The following is a 26,509-nucleotide window of genomic DNA, read 5'->3' on the forward strand; positions in this document are numbered from 1 at the left end:
TCTCGTGGGTACGGTTTGGGGCGGGGAAATCGGTCCGGGAATGGTGCACCCGTCTCACCAAGGAGCAGAAGGAACTCCTCGCCACCCTCGGAGCGAGCGAGTATCTACCTGCTACCTAAATCCGCGGGAAGGCAGGTCAGAAGGCCGCACACGCGAGCCTGGAGCGGCTTGGGCTCTCCTACATCGACCTCTATCTCATCCACTCGCCTCGGGCGAACTCTCCCCAGGATCGAATCGATTCTTGGAGAGGACTGGAGAAGCTCCAACGCGAAGGGGTTTGCAGAGCCATCGGCGTGAGCAACTACGCCGTTCGGCACCTCGAAGAGCTCGCGGCGAGCTCGAAAACGGTGCCGGCGGTGAACCAGGTCGAGTTCCATCCGTTCGTCTACGATCCGGAGCTCGCTGGCTATTGCGAGCGCCGAGGAATCCGGCTGGAAGCGTGGGCCCCGCTGACCCGCGGACTTCGATTCGGGGACCCTACGGTGTCCAGCATCGCCCAGGCGCACGGCCGCACTCCGGCGCAGATCCTGCTTCGATGGGGGGTCGAACACGGGTTCATCGTCCTCCCGAAGTCGGTGCATCGAGAGCGGATCACGGAGAACGCGCGGATCTTCGACTTCTCCCTCACCCGGGACGAAGTCACGAGGCTCGACGGGCTCCGGGGCGGCGGTGGCGTCAGTCGGATGAACCCAGCGCAGATTCCCTGATGGGCATCGCGACTCTAGCGTCCAGATGGAGGGTCGAGAGCCTTCCGGATCGCGAGTTCGGATCGCACCGCGTGCTCGAAGGCATTCCTAGACTTCGACACGGTCTCCTGAATGCAGCTTCTCTGCTTCGTCACTCCTATGGGTTGCGAGTCACGCTAACCGGGCACCGCAGCTACCGCAGAACTTCACGCCGGGCTCCGCCTCCTTCCCGCAGCTAGCGCACACGCGCTTGGAGGAGAGGGGTTTGCCACAGTTCCCACAGAACTTGCGGTCCGGAGAGTTCGGAGCTTGGCACGACGGGCACGCCAACGCGACGGGAGTGGCGCGACTCGGGGCGGCGGGGACCGGGGGCGTTCCAGCGCTCGTTCCCCTCGCGACGGTCCCTCTCCCGGCTTGGGCCCGTTCCATCGCCTGCGCCATCTGGGCCGAGATCTTGGCTTGCATTTCGGGTGGCATGTTTGCGAGCGCTCGGCGCTGCATCTCCTGAACCGCGGTTAGCTGATCCACCGCCGACAGAGCAGCAACCGGCTCGAAGGATAGCGCCTGGACGCGGAGGCCGGCCTGCGCGGCCCCCGAGCGAACGGCTGTTTCGAGAAGGGTGCCCGTCCCCGTCAGCTCTCCCAGCTCGTGGGAGGCAACGGTCTGTTCCAGGGCCGCTCCGAGGATCTTGGCGATCTCCGTCCCTCCCTCGGCGGCCGAGAGCCCGCGTGGCCGCGAGCCCACCTTCGCGAGAAACTCGGGTAGCGCGCCGATCGAGACCGTTACGCTTCCACGAACGGCAACGCTCTCCCCGGAACGGGTATGGGTCGATCGGTTCAGCGACGTTCGGATTTCCTGGGTCGATGCGAAGACCGGCGTGGCGTCGATCGCGGATCTCGCGAATCCGGCGGCCAACGGTCGGGATTCGGCGGCGGCTCGAGGAGCGCCCTCTCGCGATAGGAGGTGCTCGCCGGGTCCAAAACTATCCAGAGGTCGACCATCCGAACCGACGAGCACGGCCGACTGGTCGGTGCCGACCACCATCCGTGTCCCCGACGCAACCGCAGTCATCGGGAGCGCCGTCACGAGCGCGGAAGCGTCCTGCCCCCGGCAGGCAATGACCGGCATCAGCGCAGTGAATACTTCGCCCATGTCCCGAAACGTCCCGTCCGGAAGGTTTCCGGAGAGCCAACCCACATCGGCCATGTCGGCCTCCGCTTCCTGAAGCGCTTCACGGGCCGCCTCTACGATCTGGGTCTTCGACGCAGGGAATCCAGAGAAGCCGGGGTTCTCGTCACCCCCGACCCCGAAAAACGATCGGATGGACAGTGGACCCACGAACCCGAGGCCCCAGTGCCAGGGCATGCACTCGCATCCGCAGCCGGGGCACTTGCTCGGCCCCGCGAGCGAGCATGTACACGCGGAGCCCGGGGTCTTTTCGGCTCCGTGGTCACACGGCGCTTCGGAGAAGCAGTACCGGCACATGGTCTACCGGGTCACCCGAGCTTCGCGCCGCACTCCCCGCAAAAGCCGACCGTCGATGGGTTCTGGTGCTGACACTTCGGACAGACCCGAAACCCGAGCGGGGCTCCGCAGTTGTTGCAAAACTTTCCCGCACCCGAGGGTTTGCCGCAGACCGGACAGATCGTGGCGCGGTCGGTCGAGTCACCGTCATACTGCGATTGGGCCCTGACCGCGGTCTGCATCTGCTCGACCCGGGCCTGAGCCTTGGTAGCCTGCATCTCCGCAGCGAGCGACGGCGAGTCGGTGGTGCACAACCCCGCTTCGTTGTTCCAATCGTTGGGACAGACGTAGAGCTTGCATTTCGGGCAGATCTTGAAGTGGATCTTTGCCTCGTTGACGGCTTGAGCAAAGGCGTTGTCGTGCTCTTTGTGCCAGTCGGCGGACATGCCTCGGAACTGGCTCGCCCCTCCGGCGGCCTGACTCGCCCCTCCGAGTCCGCTTGAGAGGCTGCCGCCGGCGCTGCTCGCCGCGCTCCCGAGGGCGGAAAGACCCGAGCTGAGGAACCCGAACCGCCGGGAGGAGGCCGCGCTCTTGGAAGCGATGAAGCTAGAGTCGTATCCGCTCCCGCAGATGTCGCAGTGAAACTTCCACTGGAATCCCTTGTCGTTGCTCAAATCGTCGACGTTCTTCGGGTGGTCGAGCAGTGCCGTAGAAGTCACCCCGAGCGCGAATGGGCGGTCCACTATAAATTTCCAGCAGGCGGGTCCCCGTCAGTGCCCCTGGGCTTTCCAGTAATCCTTGAGCTTCGCCCCACACCGATCGCACTTCTTTGCGTCGAGGACCACCACTACCGCGCACGCCGGGCAGCGGTAGCGAACAACGGCATGGCACTTTTCGCAGACGTCGGTGTCGGGCCCGACGGGGCTCGCGCATTTCGGGCACGGGATTGTAAGGGGCTTCTTGCAGGAGTTGCAGACGGTCCAAGCGAGGTCGATGGGGGCGACGCAGTACGGACAGACCGGCACGAGTGGATGGGCCCGAGTGCAGAACGGGCAGACGACGGAGTCCTCGTCGACCAGCTGGCCGCAGAATCGACACGCTCTCTTGTACCCAGGCATCAGAACGGTATCTGAACGCAATACTAAAACCTCCTGCGTAGCCCCTCTGTGCCGAGTCTGGCACGCCAGTCGAACCGGTCGACCCCGGAGCTAAGCCACCCGAACCGCAGGGTCGTTTCCGCTGGATGGACCCCGTCCCATCGACCGAAATGCCTCGCGTGGGAAACCACCGGCGAACTTTCGAAAGGCCTCGAGGGGGGGCCCTAGCACTCTCGGTAGCCCAGAACCCGCCGCGGGTCAATCCGATATTCGGCTCGCAGGCCTTAATGCGGCCCGCCGCATGTATGGGTAGGTGGCCGACATGCAGAGCCATTCCTCTCCTTCAGCTGCGACGGGCGACGAGCGTCGATGGTTGCTTCCTCTGGCAGCGGTCATCTTGATCGCCTTTGTATTCGTAGTCACGATCGCGGCGTGGAGTCTATCGACTACCTCCAGCGGCTACGGCTGGATGATGGGCGGGAACTGGAGCTGGATGTGGGGAATCGGCGCGTTGATGATGGCGATACCGCTGGTATTCCTGGTTCTGCTGATCGCCTTGCTCCTCCGACCTCGGTCCCCGCAGCCCTGGGTCGTGTCGACGTCCACGCCTCCCGACCCCATCCTAGAGGTCCGGATGCGCTTCGCTCGGGGGGAGATTACGTCGGACCAGTACCGGCAGATGCTCGACGAGCTGCGCGCGACCCGCTGAGATCCAACCCCACCCCTTCGGGTCATGCCCGGCCCCGCATAGGTCTCTGCATCCATCCGGCGCGCCCGAAACCGCGATCGCTGCTCCGTCGGAACGGTCGGTGCGTGGCTCATCCGGCATCCCACACTCGCTATCCGGAAGAAGGATATCATTCCTCTATGCCTAAAAGATAAAATACGGCCAAGTCTACCGATCGCCCGAAGCGTGAGGATGGACGAGGATCGGAGACTGGACGCGATGCACGCGGAGGTCTGCAAAGTTTTTTCGAATCCCACCCGGATCTGCCTCCTCCGTCGCCTGAGGGATCGTGAGAGTTCGGTCGGAAGGCTCGCCAAGACGATGGGGATGAGCCAGCCCACGATATCCAAGCATCTGGCGCTCATGCGCGCCCGGGGGGTTCTCCGGTCGCGTCGAGAAGGGACTACGGTCTTCTACCGGGTGGAGAACCCCAAGGTCATGGAAGCGTTCGACCTGATGCGTGAGGTAATGGTCGAGCAGATCCGGGCCAACCGAAGGCTGCTCGAGCCAACTCCAAGAGGCAAGAACTCATGACGAAGGTGCTGATCACGGTGAACGATCCTCCCTACGGGACCGAACGGGCCTACAATGCCCTCCGGCTCGCAGCGAACCTGCTGAAGACCGATCCGACCGTTGAACTTCGAGTATTTCTGGTCGGCGACGCGGCTGCGTGCGCGAAAGCCGGCCAGTCCGTCCCGAAAGGCTACTACAACATCGAGACCATGGTGAAGGCGGTTGTCCTCCGCAACGGCGTGATCGGAGTCTGCGGGACCTGTATGGAGGGCCGGGGGATCAAGGACTCAGAGCTGGCCGCAGGCACCCGCCGGAGCAGTTTGGACGAGTGGACGGAGTGGACCCTGTGGGCCGATAGGACCCTGGTCTTCTGAACGTCCCACGGCGGAAGGGACGTGTCGGCGAGCATCGTGGTCCTCGGGGGCGGAGTGGGCGGCGTCGTTGCCGCCGTCGAGACGAAGAAGAACCTAGGAGACCGGGCCCGGGTCATCCTAATCGAGCGTAAGAAGAACTTCCAGTTCCCGCCCTCCTTCCCCTGGCTGGTAACGGGGTTCCGGGAGCCCTCTCAGGTTCAGCGACCGCTCGAATCGCTGCGATCGAAGGGCATCGAGGTGCGCGAGGCAGAGGTCAACGGCCTCGACGTACGGGCGAGGGTCGTCCACACCTCAGCCGGGAGTGTTCCCTTCGACCAGTTGATCATCGCGCTCGGTGCCGAGTATGACACCGAGCTCGTACCCGGGTACTCCCATTGGGCCCACCACATGTACGATCTCGATTCCGCCGTCCGAATGGGGGAGGCCGTCCGGTCGTTCTGGGGAGGCAAGATCCTCATCGGGATAGCGCGTCTTCCTTTCAAGTGCCCCGCGGCCCCTTATGAGATGGCATTCCTCCTCGACGATCTCTACCGTCGGCGCGGAATGAGAGACCGGGTCGAACTGGATCTGTTTTCCCCTGAGGGCAACCCCCTTCCCGCCGCCGGTCCCGAAAACGGAAGCCGAGTCGCGGAGATGCTCCGAGAGCGCGCAGTCTCCTATCACCCCAAGCGCAAGGTGCGGGAGATCGGCGAACGGACGGTCTGGTTCGAAGAAGGTGACTCTATCGCGTTCGATCTGCTCATCTGTATCCCGCCCCACCGTGCCCCGAAGGTAGTGGTCGAGGCGGGTCTGACGGACGGGTCGGGATGGGTTCCCGTCGACCCCCATACGCTCCGGACGAAGGAACCGGGCATCTACGCGGTGGGAGACATCACGGTCGTTCCCACCCCGCATGGGTACGTTCCTACTCTTCCCAAGGCAGGAGTATTCGCACACGGACAGGCGAAGGTCGTGGCCCACAACATTTCGGCCGAGGTTCGCGGCAGGCTCCATCCAGAGACATGGGACGGCGAGGGGGCTTGCTTTCTTGAAGTATCACGGGGGAAGAGTGCCTTCTTGAAGGGCAACTTTCTGGCCGAGCCTCATCCGGACCTCAACTTCCGGCCCCCAAGTGGTGTCTATCACATGCAGAAGATACTCTTCGAGAGGTATTGGATGCACCACTGGTTTTGATCGGCAGAGCGTATCCGGAATGCGACACAGGGACCACTCCGGATCATCCCTGTCCCGAAATCAGGGCATGCCTCGAACATCCTCGGAGACTACGCTCAAGAGATACTGAGTGCACTTTCCTCCGCAAGTCTGTCGGCTAATGCGAAGTCTGGGCGATCTATCGTATAGGCAGAAGTCCGGCCAACGACAGGCCCGCTGTCGCCCTGTCGATCGAAATGCCTAGCGTGGGAAACCCTCAGGTGGGCCCCCGAAACGCCACGGGCAGATTCCCTCATTTCCCGACGCACGGAACCGACCCTTTTCCCTCGATCTGTAGGGAGCTTGTCTAAGGCCGGGTCCGTCTCCGTGGACGTTCTCAAGCGATAATAGGCAGAGATCCGTACTGGGTGATTGAAATGGGTGACTTGGCCGGAAATCCCACGATTCCGTTGGCGGCGCGCCAGCTCGTTGATCAACAAAGACTAGGATTCGTCGCGACCATATGTAAGGATGGGAGTCCGAACCTTTCCCCTAAGGGGACGGTCTCGGTCTGGGATAATGATCATCTGGTCTTTGCCGATCTCGACTCCCCGGGAACGGTCGCCAATCTCGAGCGGGACGCGCGAGTCGAAGTCAATGTGGTCGACCCGGTTCTTCGCAAGGGATGGAGATTCAAAGGGCGGGCGGAGGTACTCCGTGGGGGCCCCCGATTTGAGCAAGGCCTTCGATTCTTCGAACGGGCGAAGTTGAGGGATGCGCCGAAACGGATCCGGTCGTTGGTCCTTGTCCGGGTCGAGAAGGCCGCCCCCCTCATTTCGCCGGCTTACTCGACCGGCCGTAGCGAGGCAGAGATTCGAACCGAATTCTGGAGCAGATACAAGCGGCTCTACGAACCCGGACCCCAGACAGGGACCAGCACGGTTCCACCGCAGGAAGGTGCGCGCTGAATCCAACCGGGGGGAATCCGATCTCTTCGAACGATTAGGTCGTGCCCACCGGTGCCAAGAGAGAATCCTTCAGCAACGCTGAGAACGGACCCGTTGATTCCCCTCAAATACTGAGTGCCGAATCCGCGTCGAATGGCATCTCGCGCGGTACTCGACTGGTTGCTTGAGGACGACCAGCCCGCGGTTCGCTATCTGGCGTTGCGAGATCTCCTCGGCAAGTCCGAGTCAGATCCCGATGTTCGGGCGGCGAAACGAGCGATAATCGAGCGCGGCTGGGCGGCCGACCTCCTCGCTGACCGGCAGCCCGGCGGCTGGTGGGTCGACCCGAAGAGCCTCTACCAGCCCAAGTACGTCTCCACCAACTGGAAGCTCCTCATTCTTTCCGACCTCGGTGTCGATCGAACGCTGCCGATGATCCGGACCTCCTCTGAGCTCTGGATGCGACGTTTCGCCACTCCGGATGGTTCGTTCGGGCCGGACGGTGGAACCAAGGGCCACCTATGCACCGCCGGCAACACAGCGCGCGCGCTGATCAAATTCGGATACGAGGACCATCCCGCGGTGCGCCGAACTCTCGATTGGCTGGTCGAGAACGCAAGTCACCTTGGAGGCTGGTCCTGTTGGGGATCTGGCCGGAACCTCGACTCTTGGGAGGGGCTCAGCGCGTTCGCAGCCTACCCCCGGGAGAAGTGGACGCCCGCCATGAAGGACCGGGTCGAGAAGGCGACAGAGTTCTTCTTGGAGCGGGAGCTTCATCGTCAGGGGGACCACTACGAACCTTGGTACCGCTTTCACTACCCCGTACACTACTACTACGATCTCTTGGTAGGACTCGATCTCCTGACGTCCCTGGGGTACTCGGACGACCGAAGGCTCCGATTCGCTCTCTCGGTCCTGAAGAAGAAACGCCGGAAGGACGGACGGTGGAACCTCGATGCCCTGCACCCGGATGTCGAAGGTGGTATGGCGGATTGGTTTCGGCAGCACCCCAAGCGGGCGCCGACACCGTTCGGACTGGAGATGCCGGCTAAGCCGAGCAAGATGATCACGCTGATCGCCCGGAGGGTGCTCGATCGAGTGGACGGGGTCACCGCGGCGCGCTGATCTCACTCCGCGCGGTTCTGTCCACACCGCAAGGCGGCTGCGCAGAACACGATTCCTCGGTATCGGCCCTTGAGAGCAGGACCGAGCTGAGACATTGGCCGGCCACTCGCGAAAACCACGCGCAAGAGGCAATGAAGGCACGTCCACCGATCAGTCAATCTTCGTTACCATGAGCGGGCGCTCTGATCGGGGAAGCCCGGGCGCACTGAGGCTTCAGCGGGTCTTCGCCTGAGTCTTGACCCAGTCCTCCCAGCCCAGGGTGGGTGCATCGATATCCATCTGCCAAAGGAGGGCATTGATCTCGCCCCGGTGCTGAAGTTCCTCCTCCACCAGATGCCAGAGCATGTCGCGAGTGATCATCGAGGTTCGGGTACTCTCGTCGCCCGGTATCCAGTGGAACGTGAACTCGCGGTCGAGGTCAGGGGAGGTCAGGGATGCGAGGAACCTATCGAGGATCCCAGCGACTTCGGTAGCGAGCACTTTGCACTCGGGGAGCGTCCAGCCCGCTCTCTTGCTTTCCGGTTCGTTGCCATCAGCGTATGCGTAAACGACCCAGCTCTTGTACACATCCAATGCGTGACCGAAAATGTCCAGAATGGACGGGAAGCTCGCTCCGCGATCCTTCTGCAACGCATCCGACGGTAATCGCGAGAAGGTCTCCAGGTACACCTGCCGGGCGTCCGCAATGTATCGAAAGAATCGTCGAAGTGTGGTGAGTTCAGGGTCAGGGGGTCCGGCATGCTCGCTCATCGAGCTCGCAGAGCAACTGGTTTCCTGCTTAGCAGTTTCGGAGGCGGCGGCTGGCCGGGCCTGCCGCAGACTGGTTTCAAGATGAAGCGTGCGCACACCTGATGGCCCGAGCATCTCACCTGGATTCGACGGTCGTCGGAGGTCACTCCTCCGAGCATTCCCCTGGCGCTTGGACGAAGAATGCTACCGGCGGCTGGAGGTCCTAGGACGCAGCGCCCGGTAGCTCCGCTCGAGGGCGTTTCCGAGGTTGCGCCACATGATCTGGAGCTCTCTCTCGAGAACGGTCTTCGGCGGGTTCGTTACGCCCAGAGAGGTCGCGCGTCGCTCACCGCGCATGGTGAACTCCGTCCGCCCATCGGGCAACTGGCGTAGGCAATGCTCTAGGTTCCATGTCCGGTAGTTACCAATAGCCGTCGCGCGCCATCGGTCCGGCGGTTGAAAGGTGACCGTCTGACGGCTCCACATCCATCCGTGGGGGGTCTCGTTCAGGTCCTCATAGAGCGCGCTACGCGAGGTCTTCTTGATGATCTGACGGGAGCCGGGGTCGCCCTGGAGTCTACGATCTGCGTTGGTGTAATCGGTGCACCACGCATAGACGAAGGGAAGCGGGGCACGGAAAACTCGCCTAATCTTGTAAATCGAAACCGAGTTGGTCATCGACCCCTGGAGCTCCCGCCGAGCTTCACTACGAATCCCCAGTCATTTAGCGTGAACGGGGGCCGTCCTTGGACCCGGAGCGAAGCGAGGAGGGCGCGTATGTGATCGCGCATCACATTCGAGAAGCGTCGAGCACACTAGTCGGTGCGGTTCGTGATGATGAACTCGTTTCCGTCAGGGTCGGCAACAACGCCTAGAACGAAGGAGGCGTGCGGGAGCTGGACAAGTCTCGCCTCGTTCGCAACCGTTCCGCCGCGACGCAGGATCTCCGCGCACGCCGCAGCCGGGTCAGGATGTCGAAACATGATGCCCGAAACGGTTCCGGGTTGTCGTCCTCCCTCATCGGATCCCTGGACATGCATCTTCAGGATGGTTGAGGTCCCCGGGAGAGCGAAGCTGGCCCGGCCTACTTTCTCGTCGAAACCGATCTCCTTCAATTCTAGAACATCTCGATAGAAGGTTCGTGCCTTTTGAACGTCGCGAATGTGAATCGTCACGGCGTGAAGCCCGGTGATCATCTCGGCCATGACACCTGAAAGGTCCCGGCGAGGTTAAAGTTTCGTTTCTCCCTCTCAAAGAAGCAGGTCGCTACTGACCTGAGATCTCAACTTCTCACACCACACATCCAGGCTAGGGATAGGGCCTCACGCGATGCTGTATCTATGACGCAGTTAATGCAGCCTGCAGACAGTCTGGGGGAAGGTCTGGGATACTTAGATAGCCCCGGTTTGCTTCTCGGATTCGGCGAGCCGAGGACACACTAGGTGAGAACGATGGCCACAGGAACACGATGGGTGACACTAGTCCCGATCCGCAATATGAACCGCGCCATCCGGTTTTACACTAAGGCTCTTGGGGGTAAGGTCGTGTACCGAGGAAGGGGCGCGATGAGGAACTTCTGGGCCGCACTCACGGTCGGTGGCAGTGATATCTGGTTGGTTACCCCGCAGAAGCGCGAGAAGAGATCCCAGGCGTACTCCGTGCTCCTCGTTAAGAATGCCAGATCAACCGTAGCCAGGCTGAAGGCCAAGGGTGTGAAGTTCCAGCGACCCGAGCGAATGAGTCGGGAATCGAAGCTGGACGGTTCGATCGCTTACGACTCCTTTGGCGTGTCCGCGTTCTTCAAAGATACCGAGGGTAATCTCTTGATGCTCTGGCAGAACTTCCCTCCCATGTGACGGAGGACTAGCCCGCGCCGGAGCGCTCGAAGTACAGGCATCCATCGTCGACAATCGGTCGACGAGCCACCCGATTCGAGGACAGATTGTCCCACCCGCGGCCGGGAACTACATTCAAAGGGCTTTGACCCCAAACTCGCAAGTCGGGCAGCTTCGGGGTCCGCAGAGGAGGTTCCGCAACCGACTGGGTCACCACCCTACCCTGGAGGCTAGGGACCTCGATTCGCCCGGTCGGACGACTTTTCATATCGAGAGGTTATAGGGACCTGATGGCGGATCCAGCTCCGTCCCCCCGTATCGACCCCTCGATCGCGCTAGGTGTAACGGACGAGTGGAAGGAGGCTCGGCTTGTTGTGGATAACGCTGACACCCAGTTGGCCGGGTTGCGGCAATACGGAATGACCTTCGTCGCAGGATTGCTCGCCGCTCAGGGGTTGATCGAGTTTCCCTTGAACTCATCGTCGCAGGCGGTACCCAACACGGTGAAGCTCGCGATTATCCTTGCCAGTTACGCCCTAATCCTAGGAATCTTCGATCTCGATCTGCGAACTCGGATGATCCAGAGAGGAGCCGCTCAGAGAGCGGTCGAGTTGGAAGGCACAAGCCCGATTGCCAGCGATGGAATGCGACTGACCGAGACAATCGGGGAGTCGTACGCGCCGTGGAAGTCTATTGCCTCCATAGATGTCCTCTACATCGTCTTCCTCTCCGCCACTACGATTCTTGGTTTCGGGGTGCTCGGCGCTAGCCTCCTCGTCTTCTCCTACAACGCGCTTGTCCTGGGGCTCGTCTTTCTTGGCTGCGCCATCCTGATAGTGGTCGCCGGCGGGGACCTCAAGGGAAAGCGAAGTCGAGGATCGCGGTTCTGGCTCAAGAGGGTTTGAACCAAGACAAGTTTCCCTCTCCTTCGGGCTCATAACGGTGGGATCGTCCGCGAGTAACTGCGGAGGCCGATTCGGATTCTATCTCGATTCTTAGTCTGCAGCCCGTAGAGCACGGAGTACGCGGGCACCGCGTGACGATGAAAAGTGAGTCGTCGGCTAACCGAGGCGGAGTCTCCCAACGCTCGATCGATGATTCGGGCCGCGAACCCATCGGCCAGAGGAAGGCCCGTGAGGTTCCCGACCGGATCCTCATAACAGGCGCTCTCCCAGTCCAATATCCCGGCGACTCCACGATCGTTGACGATGATGTGGTAGGGGAACAGATCTCCGTGATTGAGCGTTGGGGGACGCTTGAGACTCGCCTCGTCCCGGAGGAAGGATTCCCAGTACGTGCGGTCTCGTGCTCGCACTGCGGGCGAGAGAAGTGGGTGAACCCGTCTCCGGATTCTTGGATAGAGCGTCCTCCATCGAGCCGTGCGCCCTCGCTCCGCGCTCCACTCGACCCCGAGCCATCGCCCGAGGTGTCGCGGAAAGCGCTCCAATGCTTGAAGGGTTCTGAGGATGTCCGCCTGCCATTGCCGTGAGATCGCCCCGTAGAGATTGCGAGTAGGTAGGGGCCGACCCACGATCTTGGGATAGATCACCAGGCGGAGTCGGCCGTCGGCGTCCTTGCAGATGTGCTTGTACTGAGGCACAGGAACCGGAAGCCGCAGGGCTAGCTTGTTCAGGAGCCGGGCTTCAGCCTCCACCCGGCGGGAATCCTCCAGACCCCGGGGAAAGCGGACTATCCACTCGTGGTTCACCTCTAGGATGAACGATCCCCAGCCGGTATCGATCGGTCGAGCGTGATGGATGCCGAAGGAAGGCAGCAACCGGGCCAAGAGGTGGCGGTACGGTCGGGGATCTGTCGGGTTGGGCATCGCGTTGATATCCCCAGATCTCCGGGAGCTTCATGAGAGGTTCGGCGACTCGAGAGTGCGGAACCCGCCGTCGAACGGCGCGCCGCAACGCGGCGATGGAGAACACCTCACTCTCGGACTGGCTGGGAACCGGCCACCGGTTGGCCCCGCTCTGGTACGTTGATCCAGTTGATCCAGTCGATCCAATCGAAGATCGGAGGATCGACATCGAACTGCCAAAGCAAGGCATTGAGTTCGCCTCGATGCTGGAGCTCCTCCTCGACGAGGTGCCAGAGCATATCGCGGACAGAAAGCACGAGATCGCTAGGAAATCCTCCGCCCTTAGGGATTCGGAAGGTTCGGTCGAGATCCTCCTCCGTGAGTCCGTTGAGGAATCGTACCATCTCCGCACGAACCTGGTCCTCGTACAGGCGGACCTCGTCTAGGGAAGGATCCGGGCCGAGATCGATGTACGGAGCCTCCTCCTCACCCACGGACGCCTTCTGGATCCAGATCCGATTCGCATCCAGGGTGTGCTCCATGATTTTGAGCAATGTCGGATAGGACGCGCCACGCTCTCGCGTGAGCTCCTTCCGGGGCAACCTCGCGAATGTCTCCAGATAGCCGCGACGGGCCCGGGCGTTGAATGCGAACCAGTCCCGGATCGTGTCAAGCTCCCGCATAATATCGAGAGATTAGAGTCGGAGATAGCTCCATGCCGGGCCCCTTGCTCCGGACCGTCTCTCAGATTCGTGCGAGGAGTCTCGCGCGCCGACCGTAGCTTCGCCTGCCGGGGAAGGAGAAAGTTGGCGCCCTAAGGAGCCCGGCGGCGGGAGCGACTCCACGCCACTAATGCGATCGCTATGACGACCACTCCCACCACCGCACCTATTGCGACGAGTTCGAGAGTGGAGAAGTTGGAGCTATTCCCGGAAGTGGGTGGCGTGTTCGCCACCGACATGCTCCCGGTCATCGAGGGAAAGTGGATCAAGCAAACGAATTCGTAGGCGCCGAGAGTGGTCGGAGCTGTGAAGGTTGCGGAGTACTGCTGGCCCACTATCGGCCCGAGGCTCAAGTTCACGATCGGTGCATGGGCATTGAAGAATGCCCGGACCTGGGCCGGGGTGGAGGAGGACGGGATCGTGACATTCACCACTGGAGAGAGAGTGAAGGTATGGTTGAAGTTCGCAAGCTGTGTGACGGTCAGGTCGACGGTAGTTCCTGGCGACACTGTGAACGTGTTCGGCACGAAGCTGAACGAGCCGGTCGCGCTGACGTTGACAAACTCAGCGGTCGTGGGTACGGAGACCTCCGCATGGGTCACGGCCGGGAAGACACCAAATAGCACCACCGCGACAAGGGTCACGCTAAGGATGAGAGAAGTCAGCTTCCCGGACCAGCCATCCTTGGTGGATGGGGATCGGGGGCGAAGGCCCACGGAACGGGCGGTCATTACATCATCAACAAACTGTCGGTCAGCATTCATATCCCTTTGGTGATGGTCCGTGAAGATCGACACGAGCCTCGTGCGCTGCCTCCCGGAGCTCGGCGCCCCGGACTCCGGCAAGCTACTCTGTTGAAGAACTCGATCCGAGCCTCGTCGGATCGCTAAGCTCCGAGGGCCCGTGAATGGCGATGCTCGTTCCGCGTGAGGGAATCATGCCGGGAGAATAGTGTACCTTTGTCAGCAGAGAAGAGTCGCGTCTATCTGGAACAAGTCGAGAGGTGCCGTTTCACGGTTTGCTTCGCGGAGGTCCCTTCTCGGATTCACCGTCGACGGGGCCGACCGGACCCGTTCGATCGCTCTGTCGAGACCTTTCTCAACTCTGCACCGTGTCCGAGGCCGTACGCGAGGGGATAGCGATCGATCGCACCGTCCGTTATAGCTGATCGAGGATTCGCCGACCCTCTCTAGAGCGCGATCCGATGTCGCGGAGGAACTGCCCACCTCGTCAACTTCATTCTCCGGCTTCTCCTGGGGTGCTCAATGGAGCAGGGAAGGCTCTGGCTTGGCTCGATCGTCATCGACTGCACCGACGTCCCTCGCATGATCGCGTTCTGGACGGAAGCACTCCACTACATCCCACGCGATCCCCCCGGGCCCGATGGGGTCGTCCTCAAGGATCCCGAGGGCCGGGGTCCGAACCTGTCACTGTACCTCACCCGGGAAGGGCCACTCCGAGATTATCGCCTTCATCTAGACCTCTATTCCTCGCATCCGCAGGAGGAGACCCAACGACTTCTCGGGCTCGGGGCGACGCTCGAACGATCGATGGCGCCAGGGCAAGACTTCGTAACGTTGGCCGACCCGGATGGCAATTTGTTCGATGTGATCGACAAGCGGGGCTGGTCGTACGGGCAACGCGTTTAGCCAGGATTCCTCGCCTCGGGGTTCCCGACGAACGCGGACCGGTACTGGGCTGCCACCGTTCAGCGCGCGGGCGAGCCGCCCGCCTGTCTCTTCTTCAGAGAACGGCGATAGTCCGCCTCCAGCGCACGACCGAATCCTCGCCACATTTGGAGCAGCTCGCGCTCGAGCACCGCCTTCGAGGGTTGACTCCGCTGCCTCAGCCCGGGACGACGCCGCATCGTCAAGGTGAGCCGGGTGCGATTCCGATCGAGTTCCGCGAGACGGTAGCCGATCCGCGCCGTTCGGACGTTCCCGATGGAATCGGCTCTCCAGCCGTGGGGTGGGTCGAGTGTGACGAGGGTGCGTCGCCAGCGCCACCCGTCGGGCTCCCACCAGAGATCCTCGTAGACGACCTTGTGCTTCGAGCGCTCGAGGATGCGCCGATCGTACGTCTCTCCCGTGAAGGTGCCGTCGTCCGGCTGGTAGTCCGTACACCAACGATAGACGAACGTCCTCGGCGCTCGGAACTCGACATGGATTCTGTACTGGGGCGGGGGCCATCGTTCCATACGCGTCCGCGCAGTCGCGAGGGTGTTCAATTGACTTCCGGAAGCACGAAGGCTGACCCTCGATCGGGGAACGAGCTCCACCCGATCCGCCGGGAGAACCTCGGCCGAGAGGCTTTCCGGACCGCCCTTTTATAGCAGCTCCTATGTCCCGCAGTTCATGGCGGGACTTCCTCCCGTGCACTCCCCCCAAGGTCGATCTTCCCGGCCAGCACAAGAGATCTTCGGCATCGTCGTGCTAGTGACCCTCCTGACCATCGCAACGCCCCTCTCAGTGGCGGCAGCTGCCACGAACGCGGCGGCACCGACCGATCGAACTCATCTTGCCACGGAGAGCACACTCACTATGGGGAGCCCAGGCGGGAGCGCGTACGTCGCGTACACCCTTGATACCCTCAACAACGTGCTCTACCCTCAAAACTCCCAGCTGAACTCCTGCAACGGGCAACGCGCGGCGCCCTATGTCATCCATGAACCGGACGGCCCGCTGGGGGTTCTCGCCCTTCCCGGAACCGGCGAACTGTTCGTCAGCTGCTCGAGCAACAACGTGCTGGTGGTGAACTCCACGACCGGCGGGATCCTCGCCGACATCCCCGTAGGTCTGTATCCGGTGGCCCTGACCCAGAGCAATCAGATCTGGGTGGCGAACTTCTACTCCGACAATCTCAGTGTGATCTCTCCGGCCACGAATCGGGTCGTGGCATCCGTGCCGCTGCCAACGGGGGCCCGGCCGACGGGGGTCGCGAAGAACTTCGGGAACGGGAACATCTACGTCACCGAATCCGGACTCTCGACCGTGGCCGTGCTCTCCGACGTGACCGACCGCGAGATCGCCGCCATCCCCGTGGGATCGCAACCCTACGGCATCGCCTACAACGGTCTGAACGGACTGATCTACGTCGCCAATCGAGGTTCGGACTCGGTGAGCATCATCTCCAGCCTCACGAATGCCGTGGTCGCCATCGTAGCCGTCGGCATCCACCCCATCGCGCTGGCCGTGGATACGGACACCGGCAACGTCTTCGTCGCGAACGATGGCTCGGACAATGTGAGTGTCATTTCGGTCTCGACCAACTCCGTCGTCGCCAATCCTGCCGTCGACATCGATCCGGAAAGCTTGGCCTATAGCGCGCAGAGCCACCAAGTCTACGTAGCGAACAACGCATCGTACACGGTGTCGGTCATCAACGCCACGACCTACGCCATCGTGGCCGACATTCCCGTGGGCGTCCATCCCATTGCCGTGAGCGCCCAACCAGACGGGATTTACGTGGCGAACCAGGGCTCGTTCAACATCAGCGTGATTTCTCCGTCCACCAATCAGGTCGCACGAACTCTTCGCGTGGGAGCATCCCCCCGCGGCCTCGCCTACGATCCCGCGACGAACAAGCTGTTCGTCCCCATTGGAGGCAGTCCCGGAGTGGATGTCATCGATCCGAGCGCGAACCAGGTTCTTACGACCCTCCAGAGCGGGAACGAGCCGGCCTTCGCGGTGTACGATCCGGCGACCCAGCTCATCTATGTGGACAACCATCTCGGGGACAACATCAGTGCGATCAACGGAACCACCGATGCGGTCGTCGGCACGATCGCGACCGGGGACGGGCCCACGAGCATGGCGATCGACCCGGCGACGGGATACATGTACGTAGGGATCGGGCACGCCGGTTTCGTCGAGACGATCGATCTGGCCACCCGGACCATAGTCGCCAATATCACCGTGGGCAAGACTCCGTATGGCCTCGCGTACGTTCCCCAGGGTCCGGGAGAGATCTACGTTACGAACTACGGGTCCAGCAGCGTCAGCGTGATCGACACCGCGACGAACACGGTCACCGCGACCCTCCCCGTCCCGGCTGGGCCCACGCTCATGGCGTACGACGGTTCCGATGGCACTCTCTACGTTTCCTCCTTCCTGACCAATGTCGTGTTCGGGATCAACGTCAGCACGAACGAGATCACCGGAACGATCCCCGTTGGGGGCGAGCCGGAGGGGATCCTCGCGAATGGCCCCTCGGGCCTGATGTACGTCGCCGACTATGGATCCGGGAACCTCTCGGTGATCTCCGTGCCTCTCCAGCGCACGGTGGGCTCGATTGCGGTGGGTGCGGAGCCGATCGCTGCCGGCCAGCTTCCGAATGGGTTTGTCTATGTTACCAACACCGGCAGCAGCTCAATCTCGATCCTGTCGAACATCACTCTGAGCGCAGTAACGGTGCAGCCTTCGAGCGTATCGGTGAACATCAACTCGAGCCTCGCGCTGACCAGCTCGATCAGTTGTACGGGGGGCGCGTGCCCCACGAGCACTGCCTTCACCTGGAATGTCAGCTCCTCGCTCGGGCAACTTACCAATAGTTCGGGCAGCGCGACCACGTTCGTCGCCGGAAGCGCTACGGGATCTCTCACGGTTACTGTGACGGCAGAACTCGGGGGCGCGGTCGTACAAACGTCGGTCCCGGTCACCATCACGTCGAGCTCCTCGAGTTCGGGAAGTACTTTCCTTGGCCTGCCTACCACGGCGGGGTACGTGCTGCTGGGTGGGATTGTGGTGATCGTGATCGCGATCTTGGCCGCCGCATTCCTCCTTCGCGCTCAGCGCCCGGCGAACCCTCCGCCCGGCGCGAAATGAGCGACACGGAGAGGGGCTAGGGCGGACCCCGGGGCCTCACACACCCAACCGGGCACGCCCGGGTCTGGGAGATCGCTTGTCGACGAGCGCGAGCTCGCGAATCCTCATGTACGACCATGGTCCGGATCGGCTCGGTGTCCAGCTCCGCACGATGAGCCGCTTACGGAACATCGGGGCATCGAGAGTGATCGTATGGTACTCGCCTTGTTCGCCTGCCGGGTCGACCCCGGCCGAGCGCGACAGGCCCCGGAGGTCGCGCAGCGCTTCCGGGTCGAGCCTCCGGCCCAGCCACTCCGGTCCCAGCTTCGAATCGTCCACACACGAGACGATCGTCTCGAAACGAGATCGGATGAGGGCCCGCAGGATCCCGGTTCGTGATCGCTGCCAGAGCGGCGCAAAAATCTCGAGATCGAAGGGCCGAGCGAGCTCGGCGATCCAGTTCGGCGCACCACCCACTTGGTCGATGTCGCCGGTGACCAGGGTTTCAATCCCCTCGGCCTGGAGTTGCCCAAGTGCTCGCGCGTAGGAAGCTCGGAATGGCTTGCGGATCACGATGGTCCGATGCGGTAGAGCGAGGGCCCGAGCTTGAAGTTTCATGACCTCGAGGGGATGCGCGCGGAACCGAGCTCGAGGCGGCGCGAATGTTACGAGGCGGTCGATGCGGTACCTCGCGCGGTGTGCGGCGAGGTGCAGGGCGAGCGCCGAGTCTTTGCCACCGGTCCACAGGACGGCTGCAGCGCGCCTCGCGACCGGCTCCTGACCCCTCACAGGTCCTGGACGAGGGAACGTGTCTCATAACCGCGGCGGGCCCGGGAAGCTCGGACCGGGCCGTCAGAGAATCTTCCGATTGGACCATCTATAGGTCGTCGTCGACGAGGATGACCGCGAAGCCATCGCAGTCCTTACTGCCGCCGGTCTGGATGGCGGTGGCGCTCACTCGAGGCTCCGCGGCGATGAGATCGTTCATGCGTCGCACGCCGAGCACGTTGGGGTCCGAGGAGTTCGAATCCCGGACGGCTCCGTTGCGCACGACATTGTCGACAACGATCACGCTGCCGCGATGCGAGAGCTTCAGCGCCCATTCGAAGTAGCCGGGATTGTTTGGCTTGTCGGCATCGATGAACGTCAGGTCGAACGGCCCGAGCTTCTCCTCGGCCAGCACCGGGAGCGTATCGAGCGCCTTTCCCGGACGGACGCTCACGATGTGATCCAGGCCCGCTCGCCCGATGTTGGTCCGCGCGACCTCGGCGTGGAGCGGGTTCGCTTCCAGAGTGATCAGATGCCCGTCCGCCGGTAGCGCGCGTCCCATCCAGATCGTGCTGTACCCACCGAGCGTCCCGATCTCGAGGATCGAGCGTGCCCTCAGCGCGCGTGCCAGGATCTGGAGCAGCTTCCCCTGATTCGGTGAGACATGGATGGGGGGCAACCCGGCCATGCGGCTGTCGATGAGCGCCTGCTCAAGTACGGAATCCGATGCGACGAGGAGGTTCGAGATGTAATCGTCGACCTCGGCCCACTGATCGGTGGCCATGGTAGCCTCGATCGGGAGCAAGCCCGCTCATCACGAAGCCGGAACCCGGGCCCGATGCGAGGATCCACGGGTACGGCCCCGGCCGCTGGGTCTATAACCCCCCACGGATACGCCCGTCCGATGGCGACCGGTCAGACCACCATGGTTGGGGGCCCCGTTGAGTACAAGCGCAAGTACACGCTCTGGATTCTGGTCGTCCTGATCATCCTCTGCTGGCCGATTGCGATCATTTACTACTTCACGCGCGAGAAGGTCCCGGTGCAGGAGTTCCAAGCGTATGCGACCGCTCCGCCGCCGGTGGCTCCGCTCCCGGTGACGGCCGGTGGCGAGCGCTTCTGCCCGGCGTGCGGGGCCTCGAACTCGAAGCAGGCCGGCTTCTGCCGATCCTGCGGCAAGCCCCTCCCGGCGGTCCCTCCCTAAAGGGCGGGTCCCCTAGGGCCCGTCTCGGTCGGGGCTCCGGGGCGAGATGACTGGCGTTAGCCCCCGATGGAACGGGTAGAACTCTTCAGAGCGATTCCGAACGGCCTTCCACGGTCGTGTCGGGGAGCGCGAAGGGGTATGTGGCGGCCCCACCCCACTTGGGTGGGGCCGCGGAAAGGTTGATCGCCTAACGGCGACTCTTCTTTCCTTTCCTCGCGGTCTTCTTTCCCTTCTTCGCGCCCTTCTTCCCGGCCTTCGCCTTCGGCATACTCAATCCCTATCCACGAGCTCGCTCTTTATGTCTTGGTTCGCACAACTTCACGAGTCGGTTGCAATCTTCGATGTGATTCGGGAGCAGAACGACGGCTTGCGTCGGGCTCGCGACTCGGTCGAAACGATCGCACGATGGCAACGAAGATAGTGGTTCGTTCCGAGGATGACCGGTGCATGCTAGGATTGTCGCACCGGCGCGCGAGGCGACGGGCCGGACCGAATGCCCACCCTGGTAACGCGACCTAGCGCTTCTCTTCCTTGGGGACGATCTCCACGAGGGGCTTTCCACCGTACTTCGGTTTCCCACACTTCGGACAGGCGACCCAATCGTCTGCGAGGGAATCTCCGCAGTACTCGCACTTGTCGGTCATCGAAGCGAGAGAGCTTGCCACCCGCTTAAACTCGCGCTCGTGCTGTGAACTGTCCGTTGCCCGGCAGCTACGCTAAGGGAGTCTATCTCCTGCCGCCGGCGCGAACCGCACCGCGCGACAGGACCCGAATCTGCGTTGGCCCGCTTACGCGGGGGCGTTCGGGACCTTGGTAAGTTTGCCCGAGCGTCCGAGGGAGATCTGGGGCTTGCCCTTGTAGTCCTTGACCCATCCATCGGTGATCATCACGTGGTCGCCTTCCTGGACCATGTCGACCTCGCCGGCCCACAGCGTGAAGACGATCTCGCCGCTCTGGTCCTTGAGGTTCGCGTTGCGCACCTTGCGCGTGCTTCCGTCGTTGCTGGGAATCTCGCGAGTGGCTTCCAAGGACTTGACGGTCGCGTGGACCGTGGCCGTCTGATTGGCCTTCAGCTGGGAGATCGGCGTGGCGGGCTTGCTGTCTGTCATCGGTTCAGCATGACCAGTGGTGTAGAAGAGCCTTCCCGTTCCGGCTGAGCGGGCCAAGTTCTCGGAAAATGGGTCTCCCATCGGGTCGCAACCGAATCCGCCGGACCGTGGGCACGCGGCTCACCGCGCTCGGGAATCCGCTCGAAACCCGGTCCTCTCGAACTCCAGAGTGCGCTCGCTAGAGGTCTAAGTATCGCGTGGCATGCAGGCCCCATGCGAGCGGTACGCGCCAGCCCCCACTTCCGTATCGAGAAGCTCGGACCGGGAATCTACGCCGCGATCGCCCGTACGAAGGGCTACGGGCTCTGCAACGCCGGGATTGTAGACCTCGGAGGTCGCACCGTCGTATTCGATTCGATGCTGACCCCGATGGCCGGCGCCGATTTGGCTCGTGCCGCCGAGCGATGCACGGGACGGAAACCCGATTGGGTCGTCAACAGTCACTGGCACGGTGACCACATCTGGGGAAACTCCGCGTTCGACGGCGGACGTGTGGTCTCCTCCCGGAAGGTTCGGGAAGTGGTGCTCCGCAAAAGCCGGGACCAATTCGCTGAATGTCGCCGCGAGTTCCCCAAGGAGCTGAAGTCGATGGATGGATCGAAGTCAACCATCGCTCCGGCCGATCGTCCCCGCGTACGCGCGTGGTTCCACGGAGTCCTTGAATCGCCCAATCCCCCGCGGATCGTTCCCCCGGAGGTTACGTTCGACGAGGAGCTCGTCCTCGAAGGATCTCGTCGCTCCCTGCACCTGATCACGTACGGGGGAGGCCATTCCCCGAGCGATGTCTTCGGATATCTGCCGGACGAGCGAATCCTCTTCGCGGGGGATCTCGCCATGGTCGGCCTCCATCCATCGATCGGCGACGGCTGGCCCGATAGCTGGATGCGAATCCTACGCCGGATGCAGGGGCTCCGCCCCCAGCAGGTGCTCCCCGGACACGGCCCGATGGGCCCGGGAAGCACGCTTCGGGTTGTGTCGCGTTACCTTGCTGATCTCGATGGAATGGCCGTTCGGGCGGTCCGACGGGGCCTTTCAATGGAGGAGGCGAGCCAAATCCGCATCCCCGAGCGGTACCGGGACTGGCGCTTTGCGTTCATGTTCCCGGAGAATGTCGCTCGTGCGTACCAGCTCGAGTTGGCCTATCCGAAGCCGCCCCCTGGACGATGAGTGGCCGAGGAACCAGATCCGGTCGGCCTACGCGCGGATGTCGAGTTGATCGGCGGTCTGCAGCTGATCGACCCGCGTGTCGACCTTCGGGACGCTGAACCGTGGGCCAAGCCTATTGCAGGGAACCTCCACTAGACTAAGGTCCCTCCCGCGTCAGCTTCGGGATCCCGGCTTTGTTGAGAACGCGGCGCGGATGATCCGCGTCAGCAGTTCCGTGGTGGGGTAGTCCGGAGCGTCGTCCTGACGGACCCACGCGAATTCGGTGTGCTCTGCGGGATTCAGCCTCGGCCGCGCACGGGTCTGGGGCCTGCAGAGGAAGTCGATTTCAATGGTCGGGACCGACCGACCTCGCCCGACGGGATAGTCAAACAGCGCCGAATGGAATGGAGCGCCCAGTCGAATGGACAATCCGGTTTCCTCGATGACCTCCCGCCGAAGCGCTTCCGAGATGGATTCTCCCTGCTCGACATGGCCCCCGGGGATGTCCCACGTGCCGGGAAAGGCTCTCAGATCCTTGCGTCGCCGAATGAGGAGGAGTTCCGGGCCACGAAAGATGGCGGCTCCGACGCACACCTCTGCACGGAGGTTCCGGGCCATCGACGATGCGAGCAGCAATTGGACGTAAGCGTTTGCTCACGCGCTCGAGCCTGGTCCGTTCGGAGGTCGGGGTGCGAACCCTGCGCCAGATCCTGAATCAGGGCACCGTCGAACCTGGGCGGATCCTCGGACGATGTCGCCCCCGCCCGAGTGGGACACGCCCTTCTCGCCGCGGAGGGATCTCCTCTGGCCAGAATCGGGATCGGCCCTTGGAATCTAGGAGAGGAGATACCCGCCGTCCACCACGAGCGTCACACCCGTGACGTAGCTCGCCGCTCGGCTCGCCAAGAACAGGGCGGCGCAGGCGATGTCGTCCGGCTCGCCCATCCGTCGGAGCGGAGTTCGGGCTGTGAACGCCTCGAGCATCTTGGTCATATCGGAGGCGCTCGCACCGGCGCCCATCGCCGCGACTCCCGGCGTTGCAATCGCTCCCGGCGCGATCGCGTTGACGCGGATGCCGAGCGGCGAGAGTTCGAGCGCGAGGGATCGCGTCAGCATCCTCAACCCGCCCTTCGACGCATCGTAGGCTGCGAGCTGATCCGTTGGATGGAGCGAGTCGATGGAAGCGATGTTGACGACGCTGCCCCCTGTTCCCTGGCTCTTCATCTGACGAGCGGCCGCTTGCGTCAGGAAAAACGGACCTCGTAGGTTCACTTCCAGCACGCGGTTCCAGAGATCGGGAGTGGTGGTCATCGCCGGAGCGAGTGGGAAGATGCCGGCGTTGTTGACCAGGATATCGAGTCGACCTCGCTCCGCCACGGTAGTCTGGACCAGCCGTTCGGCTTGGGCAACATCACGGACGTCCGTCCGCACGAAGAGTGGCTTCCCCTCGCCCGAGCGGGCGAGATCGCGTACGACCTCGTTGCCCTTACTCTCGTCGACATCGGCGAGGACGACCGTGGCCCCCTGTTCGGCGAACCGTCGCGCGATGCCCTCGCCGATCCCCATCGCCCCACCGGTAACGATCGCCACGCTGCCCTTGAAGTCAAACAGTTCCCCCCAGGTCTTCATGAACGCACCGACACGCGGATAGCCGGAGGCGAATATATGGGTAAGGTCAACTCGAATCTACCCGCGGTCGAGGCACCGGAGCCGATAGGGCACGCGTCGAAGATCCTTCGGCCATCCGGCCGCCGGACCTCCGATCCGGTCCAGGAACTAGTCGCGACGCGAAACCCGGAACAGCCAATAGTCGATACCCAACCAACCGAGAATCGTAGCCAGCACCACGACGACGATTGCTGTGGCCACGACCACCGGAGAGTTGGTAAGAATCAGCATGGTCCCTCCGTTCGGGCATCCGTTTCTGTAGAACCGCCCATTTGGGCTTCCGGCTCCGCGACGGCCCTTTCAGGACAACGAAATCGCGACACTTTCTCCCCACACCACCAACTTCTAGGTCACCGTAACGGTACCACTCATGAAACCGGGCGCCTGCATCGAGGTGGGATCACACGGCGCCATGCACATCCACGTGTACGAGCCGACGCTCGCAAAGGACACGAAGAAGATCACCTGGGCTCCGCTACTTCCGGGCGTGACGTTCGTCGCCGCGGGGACCGGCACGTTGACGTTCAGAATCGGGATGGTGAACGTGTGGGCGATCTGATCTTCGGGGAGCGAGTGGGAACAGGGTCCCAGGCCCGCCGGCGAGGAGCTCACGTAGATGCAGTCGCCGACAACCCCGCTCGCGGTCGCGTACTGAGGAGGCGGTGGGTTTACGCCACTGTCATAGTTCACGATGACGAATTCGAGGAGGGCACCGGCCGTAACCGAGAGATTCGCCGGCGCGAACTGGTCCATGGATCCGTTGTTGGCCGTATTGAACGGGTTGTTGATGGTGAGGATCACCGGGATCGCCGAGGGATTCCCGCTGGTGCCGGGCGCGCCCCATTGGTTCCCGAGCTCATAGGCGAGGGCCCCGCTGGAGATGAACAGGGCGATGACCACGGCAACGACTGCTCGCAACGGAAATCGCTTCGGTTTCGTGGCTATGCCGGTCTCGGTGGAGCCTTCAATATTCGTGGCCATGGTCTCTCCTTCGATTCCTAACGCGCACGCGTCAACAAGGAGTCTCGAAAGCGGGTTCTTATAGCCGGGGTCAATCCGAGTTGACGAACTCGTAAGTCGGGTAGCACCCGGGAATACGTCGCCGGGTTCCGGACGTTTCTCCACTCCTCGGGAGATTGGGGGCAGGCGAGGGCATCTTCTTCTCCGGGATGCATCTTCCTCGCCCGCACGGGCTTCCGACAACCGACGAGCCCGTCCCGGCGCAACCTGCAACCCCTCCGGGAGGCCCCGGCCCAAGAGCCGGAGGTCGATGCGCTCTGTATGGTTCCCTCACGAGAAGTGGGCCCAGTCGGGTCTAAGATGATAAGCTATTAGAACCCAGCCAACAATGACCCTTCCATGGCCCCTGATCGCACCCCACGCCTCGAGCCCTTCCTGGCGGAAGGCGAGGACCGCCGCCGCTGGCATCGAAACGTCGCCCAGGGTAGTCGAGCCACTGCGGACGTCTACGCCCGGAGGCTCGCGGCCTTCTGTCGGGCGATGAAGACCAGCCCTGAGGCTTTGGCGAAGTTGGGCGACAAGGCGCTCCGCGACGTGGTCCTCGACTTCGTCGAGGCTGAGTCGAAGGCGAAGCATGCCGGCTCCTACATCCACAGCACCGTAAAGGCCGTCAATTCGTGGCGAAAGCACGCGGGCCGCCCGTCGGTGCGCGGGGTCAACGTACGCGGACGTGACTCCACCCCGACGCTCGTGGATGAGGTCGCCCCTACGCCGGAGCAAGTCCGGGCGGTCCTCGCCCGCGCCCCTGTGAGAAACCGCGTCATCTGCGCCTTGATGGCTTACAGCGGGGTCCGGCCGGAGGTCGTCGGGGACTACCTCGGCGAAGATGGGTTGACGCTCGGGGACCTCCCGGAGCTCGAGCTTACCGGAGATCGACCCCGATTCAAAAAGACCCCCGCACTGGTCATCGTACGGGAAGGGATCTCGAAGGCACGCCACACCTACGTGACCTTCGCTCCGTCCGTGACGTGCCGAGCTATCGAGGATTATCTTCGATACCGATTGGCTCGAGGCGAGAAGCTGACTCGCGCGACCGACCTGGTGAGCCCGGGACGAGGCGCGAACCGCTTCCTGCGCGCGATCAACGTAGGCGACGGAGTCCGGGCCGCGTTTCGAGCCCTCGGGATGCAGGACCGTCCCTACGTGCTCCGCGTCTACTTCGAGACCCGCCTGGGAGTCGCCGAAGGCCAAGCGAAGGTCGTACATCGGTTCGTCGTCCACTGGGGCGGGCACAAAGGTGACATCACTGCCCGCTACTCGCTCAACAAGAACCGACTTCCCGGGGACCTCATCGAGGAAATGCGGGAGGCGTTCCGACGATGCGAGCCCACACTGACCGGAGATGCACCATCCGAGGGCGATGTGCGACGCGAGGTTTCCCGGACCCTCCTCGGGGCGCTCGGATATTCTGACAAGGAGCTCGAGGCGGTTGACCTCGCGAACCTCGCGCAGGTCCGGGAGCTCACCCTGAAGCGGGTTTCGCCCCCGGCCAAGAAACAGGCTCTCGTGAGCGTGGAGGAGCTGCCTGGCTACCTCGACGCGGGCTGGACCTTCGTGGGAAACGTCGGACAGGATCGGGTCCTCCTCAGTCCCCCCGCAGGAGCAGGAGGACCCACGAGTCCGCCTTCGCCGCCAGGA

31 protein-coding genes are annotated in these 26,509 nt (G+C 62.8%); 14 read left to right on the plus strand and 17 right to left on the minus strand.

Annotated elements, in window-relative coordinates:
* The first annotated feature begins 119 nt into the window (after positions 1–119).
* Positions 120–707 (plus strand): aldo/keto reductase, encoded by a 588-nt coding sequence (locus VMV28_03740; GenBank protein ID HUZ79712.1) that lies wholly within the window; start codon positions 120–122, stop codon positions 705–707.
* A gap of 150 nt (positions 708–857) precedes the next feature.
* On the opposite strand, the gene VMV28_03745 is transcribed toward VMV28_03740, so the two are convergent.
* The 3 genes from VMV28_03745 to VMV28_03755 form a co-directional block, all read right to left on the minus strand.
* Positions 858–2,051: a zinc-ribbon domain-containing protein gene (locus VMV28_03745; GenBank protein HUZ79713.1), complete on the minus strand. Its 1,194-nt coding sequence runs from the start codon at positions 2,049–2,051 to the stop codon at positions 858–860.
* A 131-nt stretch (positions 2,052–2,182) separates the two neighbouring features.
* Positions 2,183–2,869, minus strand: a complete 687-nt coding sequence (locus VMV28_03750) for a zinc ribbon domain-containing protein (GenBank protein HUZ79714.1) — start codon at positions 2,867–2,869, stop codon at positions 2,183–2,185.
* A gap of 51 nt (positions 2,870–2,920) precedes the next feature.
* On the minus strand, positions 2,921–3,268 hold the full coding sequence (locus tag VMV28_03755; GenBank protein ID HUZ79715.1) for a zinc ribbon domain-containing protein: 348 nt from the start codon (positions 3,266–3,268) through the stop codon (positions 2,921–2,923).
* Positions 3,269–3,560: 292 nt separating this feature from the next.
* On the opposite strand from VMV28_03755, the gene VMV28_03760 reads away from it, so the two are divergent.
* The 5 genes from VMV28_03760 to VMV28_03780 all read left to right on the plus strand — a co-directional run bounded on the left by VMV28_03760 (position 3,561) and on the right by VMV28_03780 (position 8,064).
* Positions 3,561–3,956, plus strand: coding sequence for a hypothetical protein (locus VMV28_03760; GenBank protein HUZ79716.1), 396 nt, complete (start codon positions 3,561–3,563; stop codon positions 3,954–3,956).
* Between the two features lie 210 nt (positions 3,957–4,166).
* Complete coding sequence (locus VMV28_03765; protein HUZ79717.1) at positions 4,167–4,508, plus strand: metalloregulator ArsR/SmtB family transcription factor; 342 nt, start codon at positions 4,167–4,169, stop codon at positions 4,506–4,508.
* A complete protein-coding gene (locus VMV28_03770) occupies positions 4,505–4,861 on the plus strand; it encodes a DsrE family protein (protein HUZ79718.1) in 357 nt (118 codons plus the stop codon). Before VMV28_03765 ends, VMV28_03770 begins: the two co-directional genes overlap by 4 nt.
* 21 nt (positions 4,862–4,882) lie before the next feature.
* Entirely contained in the window at positions 4,883–6,034 is a 1,152-nt protein-coding gene (locus VMV28_03775; GenBank protein ID HUZ79719.1) for an FAD/NAD(P)-binding oxidoreductase, read from the plus strand.
* A gap of 1,058 nt (positions 6,035–7,092) precedes the next feature.
* Complete coding sequence (locus tag VMV28_03780) at positions 7,093–8,064, plus strand: prenyltransferase/squalene oxidase repeat-containing protein (protein HUZ79720.1); 972 nt, start codon at positions 7,093–7,095, stop codon at positions 8,062–8,064.
* A gap of 213 nt (positions 8,065–8,277) precedes the next feature.
* On the opposite strand, the gene VMV28_03785 is transcribed toward VMV28_03780, so the two are convergent.
* The 3 genes from VMV28_03785 to VMV28_03795 form a co-directional block, all read right to left on the minus strand.
* The gene (locus VMV28_03785) at positions 8,278–8,814 is read right to left on the minus strand and encodes a DinB family protein (GenBank protein ID HUZ79721.1); all 537 of its coding nucleotides are present in this window, start codon (positions 8,812–8,814) and stop codon (positions 8,278–8,280) included.
* 183 nt (positions 8,815–8,997) lie between these two features.
* Positions 8,998–9,471 (minus strand): hypothetical protein, encoded by a 474-nt coding sequence (locus tag VMV28_03790; protein ID HUZ79722.1) that lies wholly within the window; start codon positions 9,469–9,471, stop codon positions 8,998–9,000.
* A 137-nt stretch (positions 9,472–9,608) separates the two neighbouring features.
* Positions 9,609–9,998 (minus strand): VOC family protein, encoded by a 390-nt coding sequence (locus tag VMV28_03795; protein ID HUZ79723.1) that lies wholly within the window; start codon positions 9,996–9,998, stop codon positions 9,609–9,611.
* Between the two features lie 246 nt (positions 9,999–10,244).
* Between VMV28_03795 and VMV28_03800 the strand changes: the two genes are divergently transcribed.
* Together VMV28_03800 and VMV28_03805 are read left to right on the plus strand one after the other, a co-directional pair.
* Positions 10,245–10,649 carry a VOC family protein gene (locus VMV28_03800; GenBank protein ID HUZ79724.1) on the plus strand — a complete coding sequence of 135 codons (405 nt, stop codon included), beginning with the start codon at positions 10,245–10,247 and terminating at the stop codon, positions 10,647–10,649.
* Between the two features lie 269 nt (positions 10,650–10,918).
* Positions 10,919–11,533 (plus strand): hypothetical protein, encoded by a 615-nt coding sequence (locus VMV28_03805; GenBank protein HUZ79725.1) that lies wholly within the window; start codon positions 10,919–10,921, stop codon positions 11,531–11,533.
* Positions 11,534–11,562: 29 nt separating this feature from the next.
* Here the strand turns inward: VMV28_03805 and VMV28_03810 are convergent, their stop codons facing one another.
* From VMV28_03810 to VMV28_03820, 3 genes are all read right to left on the minus strand, one after another.
* Positions 11,563–12,453 carry a phosphotransferase gene (locus tag VMV28_03810; protein HUZ79726.1) on the minus strand — a complete coding sequence of 297 codons (891 nt, stop codon included), beginning with the start codon at positions 12,451–12,453 and terminating at the stop codon, positions 11,563–11,565.
* Between the two features lie 107 nt (positions 12,454–12,560).
* Complete coding sequence (locus VMV28_03815) at positions 12,561–13,115, minus strand: DinB family protein (protein ID HUZ79727.1); 555 nt, start codon at positions 13,113–13,115, stop codon at positions 12,561–12,563.
* Between the two features lie 131 nt (positions 13,116–13,246).
* Complete coding sequence (locus VMV28_03820; GenBank protein HUZ79728.1) at positions 13,247–13,885, minus strand: plastocyanin/azurin family copper-binding protein; 639 nt, start codon at positions 13,883–13,885, stop codon at positions 13,247–13,249.
* Between the two features lie 534 nt (positions 13,886–14,419).
* Here VMV28_03820 and VMV28_03825 point away from each other — a divergent pair.
* On the plus strand, positions 14,420–14,803 hold the full coding sequence (locus VMV28_03825; protein ID HUZ79729.1) for a VOC family protein: 384 nt from the start codon (positions 14,420–14,422) through the stop codon (positions 14,801–14,803).
* Between the two features lie 59 nt (positions 14,804–14,862).
* On the opposite strand, the gene VMV28_03830 is transcribed toward VMV28_03825, so the two are convergent.
* Positions 14,863–15,351, minus strand: a complete 489-nt coding sequence (locus tag VMV28_03830; protein ID HUZ79730.1) for a hypothetical protein — start codon at positions 15,349–15,351, stop codon at positions 14,863–14,865.
* 343 nt (positions 15,352–15,694) lie between these two features.
* Here VMV28_03830 and VMV28_03835 point away from each other — a divergent pair, with 343 nt between their 5' ends.
* On the plus strand, positions 15,695–17,977 hold the full coding sequence (locus VMV28_03835; protein ID HUZ79731.1) for a hypothetical protein: 2,283 nt from the start codon (positions 15,695–15,697) through the stop codon (positions 17,975–17,977).
* Positions 17,978–18,013: 36 nt separating this feature from the next.
* On the opposite strand, the gene VMV28_03840 is transcribed toward VMV28_03835, so the two are convergent.
* Entirely contained in the window at positions 18,014–18,745 is a 732-nt protein-coding gene (locus VMV28_03840) for a hypothetical protein (GenBank protein ID HUZ79732.1), read from the minus strand.
* Positions 18,746–18,833: 88 nt separating this feature from the next.
* Positions 18,834–19,508, minus strand: a complete 675-nt coding sequence (locus VMV28_03845; GenBank protein ID HUZ79733.1) for an O-methyltransferase — start codon at positions 19,506–19,508, stop codon at positions 18,834–18,836.
* Positions 19,509–19,628: 120 nt separating this feature from the next.
* On the opposite strand from VMV28_03845, the gene VMV28_03850 reads away from it, so the two are divergent.
* The gene (locus VMV28_03850) at positions 19,629–19,928 is read left to right on the plus strand and encodes a zinc ribbon domain-containing protein (protein ID HUZ79734.1); all 300 of its coding nucleotides are present in this window, start codon (positions 19,629–19,631) and stop codon (positions 19,926–19,928) included.
* A 515-nt stretch (positions 19,929–20,443) separates the two neighbouring features.
* Here the strand turns inward: VMV28_03850 and VMV28_03855 are convergent.
* Together VMV28_03855 and VMV28_03860 are read right to left on the minus strand one after the other, a co-directional pair.
* Positions 20,444–20,572, minus strand: a complete 129-nt coding sequence (locus VMV28_03855; GenBank protein ID HUZ79735.1) for a hypothetical protein — start codon at positions 20,570–20,572, stop codon at positions 20,444–20,446.
* 144 nt (positions 20,573–20,716) lie between these two features.
* Positions 20,717–21,037, minus strand: a complete 321-nt coding sequence (locus tag VMV28_03860) for a hypothetical protein (GenBank protein ID HUZ79736.1) — start codon at positions 21,035–21,037, stop codon at positions 20,717–20,719.
* A 213-nt stretch (positions 21,038–21,250) separates the two neighbouring features.
* Between VMV28_03860 and VMV28_03865 the strand changes: the two genes are divergently transcribed.
* Both VMV28_03865 and VMV28_03870 read left to right on the plus strand, forming a co-directional pair.
* A complete protein-coding gene (locus VMV28_03865; protein ID HUZ79737.1) occupies positions 21,251–22,204 on the plus strand; it encodes an MBL fold metallo-hydrolase in 954 nt (317 codons plus the stop codon).
* Positions 22,205–22,339, plus strand: a complete 135-nt coding sequence (locus tag VMV28_03870; protein HUZ79738.1) for a hypothetical protein — start codon at positions 22,205–22,207, stop codon at positions 22,337–22,339. It begins immediately after the preceding gene.
* A gap of 18 nt (positions 22,340–22,357) precedes the next feature.
* Here VMV28_03870 and VMV28_03875 read toward each other — a convergent pair whose 3' ends face one another.
* The 3 genes from VMV28_03875 to VMV28_03885 form a co-directional block, all read right to left on the minus strand.
* The gene (locus VMV28_03875; protein HUZ79739.1) at positions 22,358–22,801 is read right to left on the minus strand and encodes an NUDIX domain-containing protein; all 444 of its coding nucleotides are present in this window, start codon (positions 22,799–22,801) and stop codon (positions 22,358–22,360) included.
* 216 nt (positions 22,802–23,017) lie between these two features.
* Positions 23,018–23,812 carry an SDR family oxidoreductase gene (locus tag VMV28_03880; protein ID HUZ79740.1) on the minus strand — a complete coding sequence of 265 codons (795 nt, stop codon included), beginning with the start codon at positions 23,810–23,812 and terminating at the stop codon, positions 23,018–23,020.
* A 384-nt stretch (positions 23,813–24,196) separates the two neighbouring features.
* Positions 24,197–24,769 carry a hypothetical protein gene (locus tag VMV28_03885; GenBank protein ID HUZ79741.1) on the minus strand — a complete coding sequence of 191 codons (573 nt, stop codon included), beginning with the start codon at positions 24,767–24,769 and terminating at the stop codon, positions 24,197–24,199.
* A 441-nt stretch (positions 24,770–25,210) separates the two neighbouring features.
* Between VMV28_03885 and VMV28_03890 the strand changes: the two genes are divergently transcribed.
* The coding region (locus VMV28_03890; protein ID HUZ79742.1) for a hypothetical protein at positions 25,211–26,509 on the plus strand (1,299 nt) is incomplete at its 3' end.

The organism is Thermoplasmata archaeon, assembly GCA_035532555.1.
GTDB lineage: Archaea > Thermoplasmatota > Thermoplasmata > Lutacidiplasmatales > UBA184 > Lutacidiplasma.

Bases quoted from the DNA above. Each gene is read 5' to 3' on its own strand.
- VMV28_03745 (HUZ79713.1), bottom strand. From the start codon at position 2,051: ATGCCCTGGCACTGGGGCCTCGGGTTCGTGGGTCCACTGTCCATCCGA.
- VMV28_03755 (HUZ79715.1), bottom strand. From the start codon at position 3,268: ATGCCTGGGTACAAGAGAGCGTGTCGATTCTGCGGCCAGCTGGTCGAC.
- VMV28_03765 (HUZ79717.1), top strand. From the start codon at position 4,167: ATGGACGAGGATCGGAGACTGGACGCGATGCACGCGGAGGTCTGCAAA.
- VMV28_03770 (HUZ79718.1), top strand. From the start codon at position 4,505: ATGACGAAGGTGCTGATCACGGTGAACGATCCTCCCTACGGGACCGAA.
- VMV28_03780 (HUZ79720.1), top strand. From the start codon at position 7,093: ATGGCATCTCGCGCGGTACTCGACTGGTTGCTTGAGGACGACCAGCCC.
- VMV28_03785 (HUZ79721.1), bottom strand. From the start codon at position 8,814: ATGAGCGAGCATGCCGGACCCCCTGACCCTGAACTCACCACACTTCGA.
- VMV28_03790 (HUZ79722.1), bottom strand. From the start codon at position 9,471: ATGACCAACTCGGTTTCGATTTACAAGATTAGGCGAGTTTTCCGTGCC.
- VMV28_03795 (HUZ79723.1), bottom strand. From the start codon at position 9,998: ATGGCCGAGATGATCACCGGGCTTCACGCCGTGACGATTCACATTCGC.
- VMV28_03800 (HUZ79724.1), top strand. From the start codon at position 10,245: ATGGCCACAGGAACACGATGGGTGACACTAGTCCCGATCCGCAATATG.
- VMV28_03805 (HUZ79725.1), top strand. From the start codon at position 10,919: ATGGCGGATCCAGCTCCGTCCCCCCGTATCGACCCCTCGATCGCGCTA.
- VMV28_03810 (HUZ79726.1), bottom strand. From the start codon at position 12,453: ATGCCCAACCCGACAGATCCCCGACCGTACCGCCACCTCTTGGCCCGG.
- VMV28_03815 (HUZ79727.1), bottom strand. From the start codon at position 13,115: ATGCGGGAGCTTGACACGATCCGGGACTGGTTCGCATTCAACGCCCGG.
- VMV28_03820 (HUZ79728.1), bottom strand. From the start codon at position 13,885: ATGACCGCCCGTTCCGTGGGCCTTCGCCCCCGATCCCCATCCACCAAG.
- VMV28_03825 (HUZ79729.1), top strand. From the start codon at position 14,420: ATGGAGCAGGGAAGGCTCTGGCTTGGCTCGATCGTCATCGACTGCACC.
- VMV28_03830 (HUZ79730.1), bottom strand. From the start codon at position 15,351: ATGGAACGATGGCCCCCGCCCCAGTACAGAATCCATGTCGAGTTCCGA.
- VMV28_03835 (HUZ79731.1), top strand. From the start codon at position 15,695: ATGGGGAGCCCAGGCGGGAGCGCGTACGTCGCGTACACCCTTGATACC.
- VMV28_03845 (HUZ79733.1), bottom strand. From the start codon at position 19,508: ATGGCCACCGATCAGTGGGCCGAGGTCGACGATTACATCTCGAACCTC.
- VMV28_03850 (HUZ79734.1), top strand. From the start codon at position 19,629: ATGGCGACCGGTCAGACCACCATGGTTGGGGGCCCCGTTGAGTACAAG.
- VMV28_03855 (HUZ79735.1), bottom strand. From the start codon at position 20,572: ATGACCGACAAGTGCGAGTACTGCGGAGATTCCCTCGCAGACGATTGG.
- VMV28_03860 (HUZ79736.1), bottom strand. From the start codon at position 21,037: ATGACAGACAGCAAGCCCGCCACGCCGATCTCCCAGCTGAAGGCCAAT.
- VMV28_03865 (HUZ79737.1), top strand. From the start codon at position 21,251: ATGCGAGCGGTACGCGCCAGCCCCCACTTCCGTATCGAGAAGCTCGGA.
- VMV28_03875 (HUZ79739.1), bottom strand. From the start codon at position 22,801: ATGGCCCGGAACCTCCGTGCAGAGGTGTGCGTCGGAGCCGCCATCTTT.
- VMV28_03880 (HUZ79740.1), bottom strand. From the start codon at position 23,812: ATGAAGACCTGGGGGGAACTGTTTGACTTCAAGGGCAGCGTGGCGATC.